This is a genomic window from Tundrisphaera macrotermitis (assembly GCF_051175315.1).
Taxonomy (GTDB): Bacteria; Planctomycetota; Planctomycetia; order Isosphaerales; family Isosphaeraceae; genus Tundrisphaera.
The window spans coordinates 3,759,435-3,775,724 of sequence record NZ_CP195100.1; the positions used below are offsets into that span (position 1 = coordinate 3,759,435).

Genomic DNA, 16,290 nt, shown 5'->3' on the forward strand with positions numbered 1-16,290 from the left:
GGCGCCCGGTCCGCCCATCGCGGCCGATCAGTCCAGGGTCTTGATCCGGATGTTGCGGAACTGGACCAGGCTGGGCGGGCCGAAGTACTGCCCGTCGCGGAAGGCCCCGTGGTGCTGGAGCGCCAGCGGCCCCTTGAGCGGGATGCCGGGAAGCTCGGCGTTCTCGATCACGACCACGCCGTTGAGGACCACGGAGAGGCGATCCCCCTTGAGGGTGATCTCGAACGAGTTCCACTCGCCGACCGGCTTGTCGGCCTGGTGCCTGGGCGTGACCCCCGCGCGGACCGAGGCGGGCATCGTCTTGTCCATCCGATAGCCGTAGACCTCGCCCGAGCCGATCGGCCAGCACCAGATGTTGACCTGGCTCTTGCCCTTCATGTCGCGGAGGTAGATCCCGGAGTCGCTGTCCGGCAGCGCCAGCTTGATCTCCTTGCCGGTGATGTCGCGGGCGTGGGTGCCGTCGGGGAGGACGTACGGCACGTTCGGGTTGATATAGGGGGCTTCCTTGATCTTCCAGTCGAACTTGATGACGAAGTCGCCGTATTCGCGCTCGGTGACCAGGTTCTTGTCGCCGGCGGCCTCGCTCCGGGCGTCGTAGTCGATCACCCCGTCGATGACCTTCCAGTGACCGTTGTCCCCCGCCGGGACCTTCCATCCCTTCAGGTCGACCCCGTTGAACAGGGGGACGAACCCGTCCTCGATCTGCGGGCCGGCACCGATCAAGGTCAACGCGAGCAGGGCGAGCAGGCCCCCGCGGGCTCGGGTGTGATTCATGTGGTTCGATCCGTGAGGAAGTGCGGAGCGGCGATCCTGGCCCATGCCAACCATGTCCCGAACATCCGGACTCCGTCGAGGCCACGCTATCGCGGGTCCCGGCCCGCGTCAACCGTCGGCCCTGGCACGACCCGGATCGTCGGGGATGGGGCGGACTTCGGCCCGGACGGTCGTGACGATTGAAACGGATGCACCCCGAAACAATTGTCCCCTTCCCGTCGACGCCGGTTCAGTCCTCGGCTAAGATGGAATGGAGGAGCGAGGGAGGCCGCGATCGTTGGCAGGAGCCGCCGTCACGGGGTTGTTTCCGAGGGGATCGAGCCATGCCGATGGGACCCGCCGAGATCGTGTCGAGCCTCAAAGAGCTGTGCGAGGCCAAGGGCCCCACCCTCCATACGGGCGACATCGTCCAGTGGATCGACCATCTGGGCGGATTCGAGTCCGACGCCGAGCTGATCGCCTTCGCCAAGAAGATGAAGGCCCGGCAGTTCGCCCGGCTGCTCACCTTCGAGGACGAGGAGACCGGCCTCCGCGTCAAGCGGCTCTGGAGCATCCGCGATCGCGAGAACGGCCGCCGCGCCTATCGCGACATCCTGGACCTCCCGCCCGAGCGTCGCCGGACCCTGATCCGCGAGTATTCCCAGTTCCTCGACCAGCTCCGCACCGTCCGCCGCGCCATGTCCGATTACGTCGCGGGGCAGGAGTTCTTCGAGTTCTACGTCGGCGAGTTCGACCCCCAGCCGACCGCCGCGGCCCACTCCTCCTGATCGCGGGTCGTCGAAGGCACGCCATCGGGCCGCCCCATCATCCTTCGTGGGCCGGCCCGATCGACGACCCTCAGCGGACCCAGATCGCGTCCGAAACCCGCAGGGCGTTGCCCGAGAGATCAGCCAGGCCCGGACGGATTGCGATCGTCGCCCCCCTGGTGAACTGGGCCTTCCTCCGGGTGGCCAGCGTGACCGTGTTGGTCGCTGGATCATAGGCGGTCGCCACGATCCGGGCCGGCGCGGTGATGGCCTTCCCCCAGCGGTATCGACGGACCCGGCCCAGGGCGAAGCCGTCGGGCACCATCGCATCGGCATGCATCGGCTCGCTGAAGGTCAGGGCGAAGCCGGCCAGGCGCCTCCGTCGTCCGATCCCGACGAACACCGGGCGGGCCGAGGTCACGACGGGCTGTACCCGATCTTTCCCCTGGTCGGGATAGGGAATGTTCGGGAAATCCGGATCGACCGGAGGGATGGGCGGAGGCTCGACCGGAGGGACGGGCGGAAGCTCGACCGGAGGGACGGGCGGGGGTTCCTCCGGCAGTCCGTCGTACCCTCCCATCAACCGGGCGACGATCATCTGGGTTCCGAAGATGCCGACCCGACTGGTTCCCGCGGCGACGATCCTGCCGTCGGGTTGGACGGCCACCGCGCTGACCCCCTTGCGCAAGGGATCATAGGCGATGTCGAGGACGAGTCGTCCTTGATCGTGGAAAGTCGAGTCGATGGTCCCATCGGCGTCGAGGCGGGCCACCGCGTAGAACAGGTCGTACACGCGGGTCGGCTGCGTCCCACCGCCGACGACGATCCTGCCGTCGGGCTGGATCGCCACGCTGCTGGCCCGGGCGAAGCCATCGCCTTCGGAAGGGAAGGCCACGGTGGCCAGCCCATCGACGCCGAACGATCGGTCGAGGGCCCCATTGACTTCGAGCCTGGCGATGGCGAATCGGCCTTCGCCATTCCCCGGGCGCCGGGTGTAACCGACCGCGACGATCTTGCCATCGGACTGGAGCGTCAGGGCCGACGCCGATTCGGCATCCGTCCCGCCCGGATCGAAGTCGACCGTGACCCTCCCGCCATCGCCGAAGGTCGGGTCGAGCACACCTCCCGCATTGAGCCGGGCGAGCGCGAATCGGGACTCGGCGACGCCCGGGCCCAGGGCGGTCCCCGCCAGGACGATCTTGCCATCGGGCTGGATCGCCAGGCCCGAGGCGGTGTCATCGTTCGGCCCGCCGAGGTCGAAGCCGATCGTCGCCTTGCCGCCCACGCCGAAGGCGGGGTCGAGCCTCCCGGCGGCATCGAGCCGGGCCGCGGCGAATTCGCTGCCCGAAGCCCCCGACCGGGCGGTCCCCGACACCACGATCTTCCCGTCGGGCAGGATCGCCACACCGGTGGCCCCATCCCGGCCGTCGCCGCCGAGGTCGAAGCCGATCGTCGCCTTGCCGCCCTCGCCGAAGGTCAGGTCGGGGGCACCGTCCGGGAGGAATCGGGCGATCGCGAAGTCATAGTTCCCCATCCACGAATAGAGGTCATCCGTCCGGTCGACCTGCGCCTCACCGACGACGACGATCTTGCCGTCGGGCTGGATCGCCACGGCCGCACCGACATCCCGGCCGTTCGGGATCACGTCGAAGGCGAGGCTCACGAGCCCACCGTCGCCGAACGTGGGATCCGGCGTCCCGTCGGCGTTGAGTCGGAAGAGGGCGAAATCGTAGTACTCGGAGAAATAGGAGTCGCTCTGCTGATCGGCGGCGCCGGCAACCAGGATCTTGCCGTCCGGCAGGACCGCCAGGTCCGAGGCGCTGCTCCGGATGACGTAGTTCAGAAAGTTGGAGCGATCACCCAGGGTGATATTAATGGATCTCCACCCCCCATTCGCGAACGACGGATCGAAGTCGCCGGCCGAGAGGAGCATGCGTCCTTCCAGGGGCTCGATCCCGGGCCGGCGACGCGGCCGGCCTGGGAAGGCCCTGGTTGGGGATGGGTCTGAGGAGGGTTTGAGACCTGGGATCATGGGGGTCGACTCCGGCGATGGGGGGGGAAAACGGCCATCCTGCTCTCTGCCGCGGTTCCACTCGTCCGCGGCATGGGCCGTCCGATCGCGTCTTCATCAGGATAGCCGAAAGCGAGCCCTTTCAGCGGTCGGATCCCGAAGATTGAACCCAACGCATGCGAGGCCGGCCCGTGCCCGGCGGTCACTCGACGGGCCGGAATCTCCTTCCCCTTGACCGGGGGCCGGGCCGGTCGGGACAATGGTAGCCATTCGCACGATGCCCCGAACCGCCCGGGGCCATTCCGTGGTTCGCCCCAGGATCGCCGACATCATGCCCGCGCCCTCCGCCACCGAGGCCTCGAAGACCGCCCACACCTCGTTCCCCGACGCCCTCGGGCGATACGGGGCTTTCGGCGGCCGGTTCGTCCCCGAAACCCTGATGGACGCCCTGAACAAGCTCGACGTGGCCTATCAGGAGGCGATCGCCGACCCGGCGTTCCAGGCGGAGCTGGACGAGCTGCTCAAGGACTACGTCGGCCGGCCGTCGCGGCTGTTCTTCGCCAAACGCCTGACCGAGATGGCCGGCGGGGCGAAGATCTACCTGAAGCGGGAAGACCTGAACCATACCGGGGCCCACAAGATCAACAATGCCCTCGGCCAGGTCATGATCGCCAAGCGAATGGGGAAGAACCGCGTGATCGCCGAGACCGGGGCCGGCCAGCATGGTGTGGCCACCGCCACGGCCTGCGCCCTGTTCGGGCTCCAGTGCACGATCTACATGGGCGAGGAGGACATTCGCCGCCAGAAGCTCAACGTCTTCAACATGAGGACGATGGGGGCCGACGTGGTGGCCGTGACCTCGGGCTCGCGGACCCTCCGCGACGCGACCAACGAGGCGATGCGCGACTGGATGGGCACGTCGGACCAGACCCACTACACGATCGGCAGCGTGGTCGGCCCGCACCCGTTCCCCAGGATCGTCCGCGACTTCCAGGCGGTCATCGGCCGCGAAAGCCGGCAGCAGTGCCTGGAACGGCTCGGCCGCCTGCCCGAGGCGGTGGTGGCCTGCGTGGGCGGGGGGTCCAACGCCGCCGGGATGTTCTTCCCGTTCATCGACGATGCCGAGGTCGCCTTGATCGGCGCCGAGGCCGGCGGGCGCGGCCCGACCTCGGGCGAGCATGCGTCGAGCCTGACCCAGGGCCGCCCCGGGGTCCTCCACGGCAGCTTCAGCTACGTCCTTCAGGACGACGACGGCCAGACCGACGACGTCCACTCGATCTCCGCCGGCCTCGATTATCCCGGCGTCGGCCCCGAGCACAGCTACTGGAAGGATGCCGGCCGGGTCCGCTACGAGAGCGTGACCGACGCCGAGGCGATGGACGCCTACCACCAGGCCGCCAGGCGCGAGGGGATCCTCCCCGCGCTGGAGTCGAGCCACGCCCTGGCCCAGTCGTTCAAGGAAGCCGCCCGGATGAGCCCCGAGGCCGTGGTCCTGGTCTGCCTGTCGGGCCGGGGCGACAAGGACGCCTTCGAGGTGGCCCGCCTCCGCGGCGAGCCGATGAGCTGACCCCGACCGAACTCCGCACGATCCCCCACCGATCCTCGAACCGCCGGGCGACCCGCCGACCATGAATCGCATTGATGCCCTGTTCGCCCGCCTCCGCAGCGAAGGCCGCCGCGCCCTGATGCCGTTCCTCACGGCCGGCGATCCCGACCTGGCGATGACCGCCTCGCTGATCTCCGAGATGATCAAGCACGGGGCCGACATGGTGGAGGTCGGCATCCCCTATTCCGACCCGATCGCCGACGGCCCGGTGATCGCCGCCAGCTATACCCGGGCGCTGAAGTCCGGGGTCCGGCTGGCCCACACCTTCGAGACGTTCCGCACCCTCCGGGCCGAGGACACGGTCGGCCCGGCCGGCAAGGCGCCGATGGTGGCGATGGTCTCCTACGCGATCATCCACCGCCAGGAGCCGGCGAAGTTCCTCCGCGAGGCGGCCACCGCCGGCTTCGACGGCCTGATCGTCCCCGACCTGCCGGTGGAGGAGTCGGACTCGCTGTGCCGGCTGGCGACCGCGCTGGACCTCCGGCTGATCCAGCTGATCACCCCGACCACCCCGCGCGACCGGGCCCTGGCCATCGCCCGCAACACGACCGGGTTCATCTACTACGTCTCGGTGGCCGGCATCACCGGCGAGCGCCGGAGCCTGCCTCCGGAACTGGCCGCCAACGTCGCCTGGCTCCGGTCGGAGACCGACCTGCCGATCTGCATCGGCTTCGGCATCGGCACCCCCGAGCAGATCCGCGAGCTGGCCCCGGTCGCCGACGGGCTCATCGTCGGCTCGGCCCTGGTCCGCCGCCTCGCCGATGCGGAGACCCGCCCCCGCGCCGACGTGATCGCCGACGTCGGACAGTTCATCGCCCACCTCGCCACCGGCCTGCGACCCGCCGAGAAATGATCAGTCCCATGCCGATCCATCTGCCCGTTGACAGGCTGAGATGGCTCATGCAGCATGGAACCGAGGAGGCCCCTCGATGGACAATTTGACGGTGATCTTGCCCGAATCACTCAAGCCCCTCATCGAGACTTCGGTCGCCGAGGGCGGGTATGCCAGCATCGCCGACTATCTCAGAGCCCTCGTCGAGGAGGACCATCGACGCAAGGAAGAACTCCATCTGGAAAAGCTGCTCCTCGAGGGGCTCAACTCTGGAGAGGGTCGCCTCGTCACCGAGGAGTTCTGGGAGGAAAGGCGCCGACGCATCCTCGAGCGCTACGGCAACGGCAACGAGCCGACGCCGTGAAATTGCCATTGCGAGTCCTCCCTGCTGCACAGCGGGACCTGGACGACATTGCCGAATATATCGCTCGGGCGAATGGTCCGAAGCCATCGTTGCGACTGCTCGATGCCGTCCCCGAAACGTTCCGCTCGATCGCGGCGATGCCCGGATTGGGTGAACGTCTCGACCTCAAGAGCCCGGCTTTTGCCACCGTCCGAACTCGCTCGATCGATGGATTCAAGAATCTCATTGTTTATTACAAGATCGATCGATCTGAGATCATCGTCCTTCGCATCCTGCATGGGGCTCGCGACGTCGAACAAAGTTTGGGTTCAGACCTTCTTTGATCCGCATCCATCCAGAATGAGATCGGAAGGATGATCACCGACCATCTCGGGTCGACTCTTTCGTTTAAGTCCAGAAAAATGGCCGAGCCGTCCACCTGAAGTTGGCAATTAGCCCTCGTTCTACCCGACCTCTCAGTTTGACATCATTCAAGCGGCGGCATGTCGAGGCGGCGAACTCTGGGTCTTCGCCAGAGGCGATCAGGATGGCATCTCGCAGGTTGCGAGCCTGCCGCCAGTGGAGGGGCGGGGCCGAAGCCCGGACCAGCGCATCGAAAACGCCCGACCAGATCCTCCGGCCGGCGGGCTGGACGGCCTGGTATAGCAGAAACAAGGCTTCGGATCGACTCGCGAGGCTTTGCACCGTCCCCGCTAGATCAATCAGGGCGGGAAGAATTGGACCGATGGCTTCTCGGTGGTCACGTTCGGCAAGGGCTCGGAGCGGCCAGGCCGCCGATCCAACAGTTCGAAAAGGGTCGCTCGACCGCCGGCCCACCTTCAGAGCTTCCTGTGCGATCGGGCCGACCTGATCATCGGGGGCGAATCGAGCAACCCATCCCAGCGTCTGACAGGCGGACCAGGCGTCGTCGATCTGCCGAGCCAGCTTGAGGGCTGCGGCGGTATCTCGGGTCGCCAGTGAGATCGCCCGATCCAGGGCCATGCGCCGGATTCACACCTCGTAGGTCACGCCGCGCTCGGGGATGATCACCGGGTCGTGGACGTGGGGCTGGAGCAGGGGGGCGAGGGCTTCCAGGCTCTCGGGCTCGCCGTGGACCAGGAAGGCCTTCTCGATCCCGCCGCCCGTGGACTCGTACCACGCGGCGAGGTCGTTGCGGTCGGCGTGGCCAGAGAAGCCGTCCAGGACGTAGACCGCGGCGTTCAGCTCGTGCCATTGGTCCATGATCTGGAGCCGCTCGACGCCCTCGGCGATCTTGCGGCCCATCGTCTTCTCGGCCTGGTAGGAGACGATCACGATGGCATTGTCGGGGTCGGAGACGGTGTGGCGGAGGTGGTGCCGGATGCGGCCCGCCTCGCACATGCCCGACGATGCGATGATGACCATCGGGCCGGTCTGGTAGTTGAGCCGGCGCGAGTCGTCCCAGCTCTCGCAGAACTCGACGAACTTCGACCCGAAATATTTCGGATCCCTGTCCATCAGCGCGCGGGCCTCGGCGGTGTAGGCCTCGGGGTGGTCGCGGTGGATGTCGGTGAGCCGCAACGCCAGGGGGCTGTCGACGTAGACCGGGATCGGCCGGAGCTTGTGGACGGCGAACAGTTCCTGGAGGCAGTAGACCATCATCTGGGTCCGGCCCAGGCTGAACGCCGGGATCACCACCCGCGACTGGAGCCGGATGGCCCGCGCGATGATGGCGTGGAGCTGCTTGATGAGCTTCTCCTTCGGCTCCAGCTCGCGGGCGCCGTAGGTGCTCTCCGACACCAGGATGTCGATGTCGCGGACCGGCTTGGGGTCGGGCAGGAGGCCCATCGAGCGGCGGCCGAGGTCGCCGGTGAAGACGAACCGGCGCGGCTTGCCATCCTCGACGAAATCGAGCTGGACGATGGCCGAGCCCAGGATGTGGCCGGCCTCGTGGTAGGTCAGCGTGACGCCCGGGACGACCTCGGTCGGCGTCTCGAAGTCGAGGCGCTGGAACTGCTCGACCACCCATTCCACGTCGGGCAGCTCGAACAGGGGCTCCAGGGGCGGGGCGGCGACGGCGACCGCCGCGGCATCCTTGTCCTTGTTCTGGTGGGAGCGGAAGGCGTTGTGGCGGACATCCTCGCGCTGGATCCGGGCGCTGTCCCGGAGCATCACGTTGGTGATGTCGGCGGTCGCCCGGGTGACGAAGATCGGCCCGCGATAGCCGGCGCGGACCAGGCAGGGCAGCCGCCCGATGTGGTCATTGTGCGCATGCGACACGATCACCGCGTCGATGTCTCGCGGGTCGTAGGGCCATTGCCGATTGAGGCTCAGGGGGTCGGTGCGATCGGAGTCGAACAGGCCGCAATCGAGCAGGATCTTCCGACCGCCGATCTCCAGGAGGTGTGCGCTGCCCGTGACCTGACGGGCCGCGCCGTGGAACGTGATTCGCAACCGAACATCCTCCGTCGAGGGCCGGGGCCCGATCGCCCCGACCGCAGGTCGTCCTCTCCCGGGAGGCCCAAGTTCGGGATCTTGCCCGCTCCGGAGATCGCGACGATCGAAATTTCGCCATTTTTGTCCAATATTCTATGATGTCAAATACCGACCCTAACGACAAGGGGACTGGCGTCCCCCGATGGTCTCCACGTCGAGCCGAGCCGGAGGTGGTCCGCCGTTTGCAAAAGTCCGCAGATCGATCGAGATCGCTCGACGCGCCGCCCATTTCCCGTCCGTGACTGACCGGTTGAGGAACGACCCGTCATGACGCGCGAAATTCCCGAATCCCACCCGCTCCACCGCCTTCTCCGAGGGATCACCGAGTCCACTTTCCTTTCCGAGCTGGGGATCGGCGATCCCCGCCTGGTGGGCTATGTTTCCGACCTCCTGGCTCGATTCGTCCCCGGCCAGGCCGCCTGGCCGGTCCGCGATGCCCAGGGCAAGCGGGTCGAAGGGGTGGTGGCCATGGTCGCCGAGGCCGAATCCTCCACCGATGCCGACCGCCGCCGCGAGTGCCACCGCCACGTCGGCGATCTGGCCTTGTTCTGGACCGGGGTCTACCCCGAGGCGTTGCCCAAACTCCGGGCAAAACACCTGGCCGATTGCCTGATCGACGTCCAGGAGCAAGGGAAGCGATCGTATCTGGTGGCCAGCCATCTCGCCGACGAGGCGGCCCCGGTCCTCCGTCGATTGAGCGAGCAATTCGAGCTCTGCGCCTTCGGACTGTCTCGGGTCCGGCAGGAGTGGGAACGCCACGAAGCCCACCTGATGAGCGGCCCGAACCGGGGCGTGATCGTCGCCTGATCGCGGCCCGGCCCGGGGATCGGACGATCCAGTCCGCCAGGGGCCGAGTCCCTCTCGCCGCGATGGCCCGCTAATCGGTTTTGGTTCGATCGCACGACGACGGCATCGCAAGGTTCGCCGAGGTCGCCCGGCAGTCCGGTCGTCCCCCGCTCCCGATCTCCCGGTTCAGGGGCGGGCTCGGAGGAGAGGCCGGGACTCCCGGCCGGCCCGGGGCGCAGACACGGCCGGTCCCTCTCGCTACACTGATCCGGCACCGGATCGGTGGATGTCGCGGGGAGGGCGTGCGGTGGGCGCTGGCGTCGCGGAACGATATCGCCTCGATGATCTGCGGAGGATCGCCGCCGACCTGGCCAAGCAGGCCGGGGTGGCCCCGGCGCGGGCGTCGGCACTGGCCACGCACTTACTCTGGTTCGACGCGGCCGGGGTCCCGGCCCACGGCATCGGCACCTTACCGGAATGGCTCGACCGGATCGACAGCGGCGAGATCGATCCCAGGGCCGAGGGGAAGGCGCGCGGAGAGCGGGCCGGCACGGCGGTCTTCGACGCCGGGGCCGGGCTGCCCCCGTTGATCCTCGCCCGCGCGGCGGAGATCGCCACCGAGAAGGCCCGCGAGTTGGGCATCGGCATGGTCCGGGTGGTGAATCTGGGCCGGGGCGGGTCCGCGGCGCCGGTCGCCGCCGAGATGGCGATGGGGCCGTTCGCGGCCACGATCGTCGGCCCCGGGCCGACCTGGACGGTCGCCCTGCCGATGCCCGAAGGGCTGCCCGCCCTCTACGATTCGGCCCTGATCCCCGATGGGGGCCGCCCGGCCGATCCGGGGATCTGGCCCGCCTGGGCCTCGGCGATCGCCGGAGAGGAGGGCTGGGCGATCCTGGCCCTGGCCGTCCCGGCGCTCGAATCCCTGAGCAGCTTCCACGAACGCGTCTCGGCCTCGTTTCGGGGCGGCTCCGGAGGGGAGGGCCTGTTACTGCCCGGCCCCTGGGACGATCGCCGCCGGGAGGCCCGCGAGCGTGGCGTCGCGCTGGACGGCCCGGCCTTGGTGCAACTCCGCGACCGCGCCGATCGCCTCGGCCTCGCTTTCCCGTTGCCGATTCGCGGCTGAGGCCGATCTGGCCAGGAGCGTCCCGGATGGTGCTGCCGCTCGGCGATCTTGAAAAGACCCGGATCGTTCCGGTGGCGACCTACACCCTGATCGCGATCAACATCGCGATGTACCTGGTCCAGGCGGATCGGGGCCAGGAGTTCACCACGGCCTACGCCGCGACCCCCTACGAGATCACCCACAATCTCGACATCGTCGAGCCCTTCGTCTTCCAGGTGGAGCCGGATCGGGCCGAAGGGCTGATGCCGGTTCGGCAGGGGCCGCACGTGATCCCCCAGGGGCCGGGGCCGACGCCGATCTGGCTGACGATCTTCACGGCGATGTTCCTCCACGGCAGCCCGCTCCACCTGGCGGGGAACATGCTGTTCCTGTGGATCTTCGGCGACAATGTCGAGGAGGTCCTCGGGACGTTCGGCTACGTCCTGGCCTACCTCGCCTGCGGGGTGGCCGGCACCCTGGCCCAGATCGCGGCCTCACCCGAAGCGTTGATCCCCACGCTGGGGGCGTCCGGGGCGATCGCCGGGATGATGGGGGCGTACATCGTCTGGTTCCCCCACAACCGTGTCCGCGTCCTGATCTTCCGATTCCTGACCGTGATGCCGGCGTACGTGGTGATCGGCGGGTGGATCGCGATCCAGGCCCTCGAAGGCTACGGATCGCTCGGACGCCTGGGCCAGATGGGCGGGGTGGCTTATCTCGCCCACATCGGCGGGGCCGCCGCCGGGATCGTCGTGGCCCTCCTGTTCCGCGACCGGGCGATCGCCATGCAGGCGGCCGCCTACCGCGACCACTGGGCCGATCGCCTCTGACCTTCAGCCGGGGCTGGCCACCGGGGCGGACCCTTCCAGCGGGCAGGCGTCCCGCGCCCCGGCCATCGCCCGTTTGTGCTCCAGGGTCAGGCCGATCCCGTGCAGGGCCAGCCACCAGGACACCCCGTAGATGGCATAGGCATGGTCCGGGTAGCGGGCGAGCAGGAGCCCGGTCAGCGACATCTGGACGGCGGGGATCAGGAAGGCCAGGTGGAAGACCCAGGCCATCGTGGCGAACCCGAAGGTGCTCAGCGTCCCCCAGATCGGCTTGAACCAGTCGTTCTCCAGGCCGGTCATCGTGTTCAGCGACGCCACGTTGAGCGACAGGATCAGGAACGTAATCCAGACCCTGACGCCCAAGGTCAAGAGGGCGGGTGCCGGGCCGCGAGCCCGATCACCGATCGTCTTCCGGTAGATGACCACCACGGCCGCCAGTTCCGCGGCCCAGAGGGCGAGGAAGTGGGTCTCGGTGCGGTCGCCCCGGCTGATCAGCGTGTAGCAGGCCAGGAAGATCACCAGGTGGACCCAGCCCACCGCCATGAACGGCAGTCCCCATCGGTCGCGGACCGCGACCCGGCTGATCTCGGCGACGTCCATCGCCAGGCCTGTCCGATACACGCTGGTGTCGTCCCCATCCTTCGTAGTCATCGCGGTCGGCTCGGGCGGGGTTGGCATGCAAGTTGGGTGGTCTGGGGCAAATATAGCAGATGATTGACTCCAACGCGTCGGCTTCCCTGCGGGGATCTTTCGATTCGGCAAGGTACGGGACGCGGAAGACGCTCCGGCATGCGGGGAGGACTTTTGGATGATCGGCGTGATCGAGGATGGGCTGGAGCAGTTCGGGCGATTCGCGGGATTCTCTTGCGAAGTCCTCCTGTCGATGCCGGGGGCATTGATCCGCCGGCCGGGCGAAACCCTGAAGCAATTCGAGCGGGTGGCCTGGGGCGGCCTGCCGATCGCAGCGGCGGCCGGGGCCAGCGTGGGGTTGGTGACGTGGCTCCAGGCCCGGCGCCTGCTGCTGACCTACGGCGAGGAGGCCCGCCTGCCGAGCGTCCTGGCGGCGGCGGTCCTGGTGGAGACGGGTCCGGTGCTGGCGGGCCTGCTGGTGGCCGGCCGGATGGGGGCGGGGCTGGCCGCCGAACTCGGCTCGATGACGATGACCGAGGAGGTCGACGCCCGCGAGGTCCTGGGCGCCCCGACGATCCCGTCTCTGGTCGCCCCCCGGGCCCTCGCTTGCCTGATCGCCCTGCCGTTGCTGACGATCATGCTCGACGCCTCGGCCTTGCTGGGAGGATTGGCGGCCGAGTTGGCGGGGGGGACGCTGTCGGCCGAGGCGTATCGTGCCCGGGCCCTCGACTTCCTCAAGCTGTCCAACGTGGTGCCGGCCACGGCCAAGACGGCGGCCTTCGGGCTGATCGTCGCCCTGATCGGCTGCTGGACCGGCCTCCATGCCGACCGTTCGACCGAGGCGGTCGGCCATGCCGCGACCCGGGGCGTCGTCCGGTCCATGTTAGCGGTGTTCGCCGCGAATGTCGTGCTCGTCCCCGCCCTCCAGGCATTCACCGCCGCAATCGGGTGGCGGGGTTGAGCCGACTATCCCCGGATCAGTGCGAAGCCGAGGCGGCGGCAGTCGATGCGCCGAAGTCGCCGAGCAGGCTGCGGTAGAACGTGTGGATGTGGTTCACGCCGTTCTGGGTGTCGTTGAAGTCGATGTACAGGGTCGGCCCCTGGATGTGGAAGGCGTGGTTCTGCATCGTGTCGGCCGGGCCATACCAGGCGAAGTAGAGGGGAGACTGGCCCTGGCGGAACTGGGCCTGTAGATCGGACCGAATCGGTTCGGGGAAATTCACGTAGTACGCCTCGATGACCTTGTGCAGCAGGGCAACCTGCTCGGGCTTGAGGTCGTCGGAGATGATCCCCTGCGGCGTGATCAGCAGGGCCTGGGCCGGGTTCGGCGTGACGGTGACCTCCGGGGCCACGGCCGCCACCAGGGCCGTCTTGCGCTGCTCGGGGGTCAGGGTCTGCAGCAGGGCATACGCCGGGTCCTGGATCTCGGCGAGGTTCCGCAGCCCCTTACGCGGGCCGGAGGGGACCTCGGCGGGGTTCGACCCGAACATGAACGGGGTGGCCGAGACGACCTTGCCGTGGCGGAGGGTGAAGTTGAGGGCGAGGTGATGCCCCTCGACCCGCCAGCCCCATTCGCCCCGATCTTCGGGGGTGCCGAACACGCTGAGATAATACAGCTCGGAGTCGCGGACCGGGCCGGTCCCCTTCTCCTCGACCCGGAGGAGCTCCTCGTAGCTCATGATCGTGGTGGCCTTGAGGAACCCCTTCGTCGACAGCCCGGTGGCGATCAGACCGAAGGCCACCGAGCGCTCGTCGGGCCCGAGTTCCTTGATCGGCACGCCGTTGCGGGGGCGGGGGATCCAGTGCCAGTTGGTCCGCTCGGGGCTATCGAACGGGAAGCTGGCCTGGGCCCTTTGCTTGTCGTCCAGCGTGCCCAGGAACCGTCGCGCGGCCTCGGCCATGTTCGACCCGGTCTCGTCGGCCCGCGCGAGGCCCGGCGCGAGGATGCTGCTGGAAACGGCGAACCATAAGGCGAGACGGCGCATGCGGGGCACTCCGGCGGGAAGGTCGGTATCGGTCGGCGGATGCTCGCAGCCTATCCGAACGACCGCCCCGAGGCCAGGGTTGGCCCCCTTCGCGCAAGAGTGCTTCCCAAGATCAGGATCGCAGGGTCGCCTCGAACCGCGAGGCGCAGGCATCGACGATCGAGCGCACCGACTGCTCGACCTCGTCGCCGGTGAGGGTCCGCTCGGGGTGGCGGAACCGGAGGCCGAAGTGGAGGCTCTGGCGATCCTCGGGCAGGTTCCCGCCCCGGAACGAATCCAGGTAGACGATCGCCTCCAGCGTCGAGCCGCCGGCATGGCCCACCACGCCGGCCAGGTCGGACCAGGGCAGGGCCCGGGGCACGACCAGGCTGAGGTCGCGGGCGACGACCGGGAACGGGGGCACGGGGCGGTTCTGGGGGATCAGCACCGCCCGATCGATCAGCGCCGCCAGGTCCAGCTCGGCCGCGACGCAGGCGCCCCGCAGGTCGATCGGGGCGTAATGCTTGCGGTCGACCTCGCCGATGACCCCCAGCGGGAGGTCGTCGAGCCACATGGCGGCGGCCCGACCCGGCATCAGGCCCGGGATCGAGGCGGCCCGCACCTGGAACGTGCCCGCGACGTGGAGCCGGGCCATCAGGGCTTCCACCACCCCCTTGAGCCCGTAGTAGTCGCGGCCCGCGACGATCGCCAGCTTCGCCGGCTGGTCCGGGATGGCCGAGTCGGCCCGGGGCAGGTAGACGTTGGCGATCTCGAACAGGTCGACATCCCCGTTGCCGTGCGATTCGTTGTGCTTCCGGGCCGCCAGCAGGCTCGGCACCAGGCTTTGCCGGAGTGCATTCTCGCGTTTCCGGCTCGAATGATCGACGTGGATCGAGGCCATCGCCGGCTTGGCGGCCAGCGGGGCGGCCAGGTCATCGGAGACCAGGCTGTAGGTCACCGCCTCATCGAAGCCGAGTCCGGTCAAGAGCGACCGGATCTCCCCCTCGACCCGCTCTCGGGGAAGCCGGGGGGAACTGGCGAGCGGGACCGGGCGATCCTCCGGGATGTTCTCGTAGCCGTGGATCCGCGCGACCTCCTCGATCAGGTCGATCTCGCGTTCCAGGTCGCTCCGCCAGGTCGGCGGGGCGAACCGGGGCGCCTCGGGCGGCCCGCCTTCGTGGGTCAGCCCCAGGGAGAGCAGGATCCGCGAGACCTCGGCCGGGTCGATCGTGATCCCGAGGATGCGGGCGATCTGGTCGAGGCGGAGGGTCACCGCCGGACGCTCGACGGACGTCGATCCGACGTCGATGACGCCCGAGTGCAGCGTCCCGCCCGCCGTGTTGAGGATGATCTCGGCGCAGCGGCGGCTCGCCCAGTCGACGGTTTCCGGATCCAAGGGCCGCTCGAACCGATAGCTCGACGGGCTGAACAACGCCAGGGCCCGCGAGGTCCGGCGGACCGACATGGCATCGAACCGGGCGGCCTCGATCAGGATCTCGGTGGTCCCGTCGCCGATCTCGGTCTCAAGCCCGCCCATGACCCCGGCCAGCCCGACCGGCCGGGCCGCGTCGGCGATCACCAGCATCTCGGGCGTGAGGTCGTAGCCCTTGCCGTTGATCGCCTTCAGGATCTCCCCCTTGCGGGCGCGGCGGGCGACCAGGGACCGGCCTTCAACCTTGGCGAGGTCGTAGGCGTGGAGCGGCTGGCCGCATTCGAACATGACATAGTTCGTGGCATCGACCACGTTGCTGATCGGGCGGACGCCCAGGGTCTCCAGCCGCTTGCGGAGCCACCAGGGGCTCTCGCCGACCTTCACGCCGGTGATGACCCGGCCCGTGAATCGGGAGCAGAGGCCGGCGTCCTCGATGGCGATCTTCGCCAGGGTGTCGACGCCCGCGCCGGAGGTCTTCGGCCGGGGGTCGGGCATCGTCACCCGGCGGTCGAACAGGACGCCGATCTCGCGGGCCACGCCCAGATGGCCCAGGCAATCGGGCCGGTTGCTGGTCACTTCGAGGTCGATGGCGAGGTCGCCCCCCACCTCCTCGGTCGACTCGTGATTCAGCCCCGCCAGGGCGAGTCGCTCCGTCAGGACCTCGTCCGGCATGTCGAGCTTCAGGTAGTCCGTCAACCAGTTCCAGCTAACGATCATCGCGCGTGTCTTCCCGTCTGAAGCCCGATCCCAGGAGGTTGTGCC

Annotated in this window: 15 protein-coding genes; 9 read left to right on the top strand and 6 right to left on the bottom strand. The window is 68.5% G+C overall.

Annotated elements, in window-relative coordinates; genetic code table 11:
- Window positions 1-27: 27 nt before the first annotated feature.
- Window positions 28-774, bottom strand: a complete 747-nt coding sequence (locus TA3x_RS15120; protein ID WP_435015484.1) for a 3-keto-disaccharide hydrolase — start codon at window positions 772-774, stop codon at window positions 28-30.
- A 323-nt stretch (window positions 775-1,097) separates the two neighbouring features.
- Here TA3x_RS15120 and TA3x_RS15125 point away from each other — a divergent pair, with 323 nt between their 5' ends.
- A complete protein-coding gene (locus tag TA3x_RS15125) occupies window positions 1,098-1,541 on the top strand; it encodes a hypothetical protein (RefSeq protein ID WP_435015485.1) in 444 nt (147 codons plus the stop codon).
- Window positions 1,542-1,611: 70 nt separating this feature from the next.
- Here TA3x_RS15125 and TA3x_RS15130 read toward each other — a convergent pair whose 3' ends face one another.
- On the bottom strand, window positions 1,612-3,453 hold the full coding sequence (locus tag TA3x_RS15130; protein WP_435015486.1) for a delta-60 repeat domain-containing protein: 1,842 nt from the start codon (window positions 3,451-3,453) through the stop codon (window positions 1,612-1,614).
- Between the two features lie 409 nt (window positions 3,454-3,862).
- Here TA3x_RS15130 and trpB point away from each other — a divergent pair, with 409 nt between their 5' ends.
- From trpB to TA3x_RS15150, 4 genes are all read left to right on the top strand, one after another.
- Entirely contained in the window at window positions 3,863-5,098 is a 1,236-nt protein-coding gene (gene trpB, locus TA3x_RS15135; RefSeq protein ID WP_435015487.1) for a tryptophan synthase subunit beta, read from the top strand.
- Between the two features lie 61 nt (window positions 5,099-5,159).
- Window positions 5,160-5,990, top strand: a complete 831-nt coding sequence (gene trpA, locus TA3x_RS15140; RefSeq protein WP_435015488.1) for a tryptophan synthase subunit alpha — start codon at window positions 5,160-5,162, stop codon at window positions 5,988-5,990.
- A 76-nt stretch (window positions 5,991-6,066) separates the two neighbouring features.
- A complete protein-coding gene (locus TA3x_RS15145; RefSeq protein ID WP_435015489.1) occupies window positions 6,067-6,333 on the top strand; it encodes a ribbon-helix-helix domain-containing protein in 267 nt (88 codons plus the stop codon).
- Window positions 6,330-6,656 carry a type II toxin-antitoxin system RelE/ParE family toxin gene (locus tag TA3x_RS15150; RefSeq protein WP_435015490.1) on the top strand — a complete coding sequence of 109 codons (327 nt, stop codon included), beginning with the start codon at window positions 6,330-6,332 and terminating at the stop codon, window positions 6,654-6,656. The genes TA3x_RS15145 and TA3x_RS15150 overlap by 4 nt, the downstream gene beginning before the upstream one ends.
- A 667-nt stretch (window positions 6,657-7,323) precedes the next feature.
- Here the strand turns inward: TA3x_RS15150 and TA3x_RS15155 are convergent.
- Window positions 7,324-8,745 carry an MBL fold metallo-hydrolase gene (locus TA3x_RS15155; RefSeq protein WP_435015491.1) on the bottom strand — a complete coding sequence of 474 codons (1,422 nt, stop codon included), beginning with the start codon at window positions 8,743-8,745 and terminating at the stop codon, window positions 7,324-7,326.
- A gap of 309 nt (window positions 8,746-9,054) precedes the next feature.
- Between TA3x_RS15155 and TA3x_RS15160 the strand changes: the two genes are divergently transcribed.
- The 3 genes from TA3x_RS15160 (at window position 9,055) to TA3x_RS15170 (ending at window position 11,505) form a co-directional block, all read left to right on the top strand.
- A complete protein-coding gene (locus tag TA3x_RS15160) occupies window positions 9,055-9,594 on the top strand; it encodes a hypothetical protein (RefSeq protein WP_435015492.1) in 540 nt (179 codons plus the stop codon).
- A 286-nt stretch (window positions 9,595-9,880) separates the two neighbouring features.
- Entirely contained in the window at window positions 9,881-10,696 is an 816-nt protein-coding gene (locus TA3x_RS15165; RefSeq protein ID WP_435015493.1) for an Ldh family oxidoreductase, read from the top strand.
- A gap of 26 nt (window positions 10,697-10,722) precedes the next feature.
- Window positions 10,723-11,505, top strand: a complete 783-nt coding sequence (locus TA3x_RS15170; RefSeq protein WP_435015494.1) for a rhomboid family intramembrane serine protease — start codon at window positions 10,723-10,725, stop codon at window positions 11,503-11,505.
- A 3-nt stretch (window positions 11,506-11,508) separates the two neighbouring features.
- Here TA3x_RS15170 and TA3x_RS15175 read toward each other — a convergent pair whose 3' ends face one another.
- The gene (locus TA3x_RS15175) at window positions 11,509-12,153 is read right to left on the bottom strand and encodes a hypothetical protein (RefSeq protein ID WP_435015495.1); all 645 of its coding nucleotides are present in this window, start codon (window positions 12,151-12,153) and stop codon (window positions 11,509-11,511) included.
- Between the two features lie 157 nt (window positions 12,154-12,310).
- Between TA3x_RS15175 and TA3x_RS15180 the strand changes: the two genes are divergently transcribed.
- The gene (locus tag TA3x_RS15180; protein ID WP_435015496.1) at window positions 12,311-13,093 is read left to right on the top strand and encodes an MlaE family ABC transporter permease; all 783 of its coding nucleotides are present in this window, start codon (window positions 12,311-12,313) and stop codon (window positions 13,091-13,093) included.
- 16 nt (window positions 13,094-13,109) lie between these two features.
- Here TA3x_RS15180 and TA3x_RS15185 read toward each other — a convergent pair whose 3' ends face one another.
- Window positions 13,110-14,117, bottom strand: coding sequence for a DUF3500 domain-containing protein (locus TA3x_RS15185; RefSeq protein ID WP_435015497.1), 1,008 nt, complete (start codon window positions 14,115-14,117; stop codon window positions 13,110-13,112).
- Between the two features lie 112 nt (window positions 14,118-14,229).
- A complete protein-coding gene (gene pheT / locus TA3x_RS15190; protein ID WP_435015498.1) occupies window positions 14,230-16,245 on the bottom strand; it encodes a phenylalanine--tRNA ligase subunit beta in 2,016 nt (671 codons plus the stop codon).
- Between the last annotated feature and the right edge of the window lie 45 nt (window positions 16,246-16,290).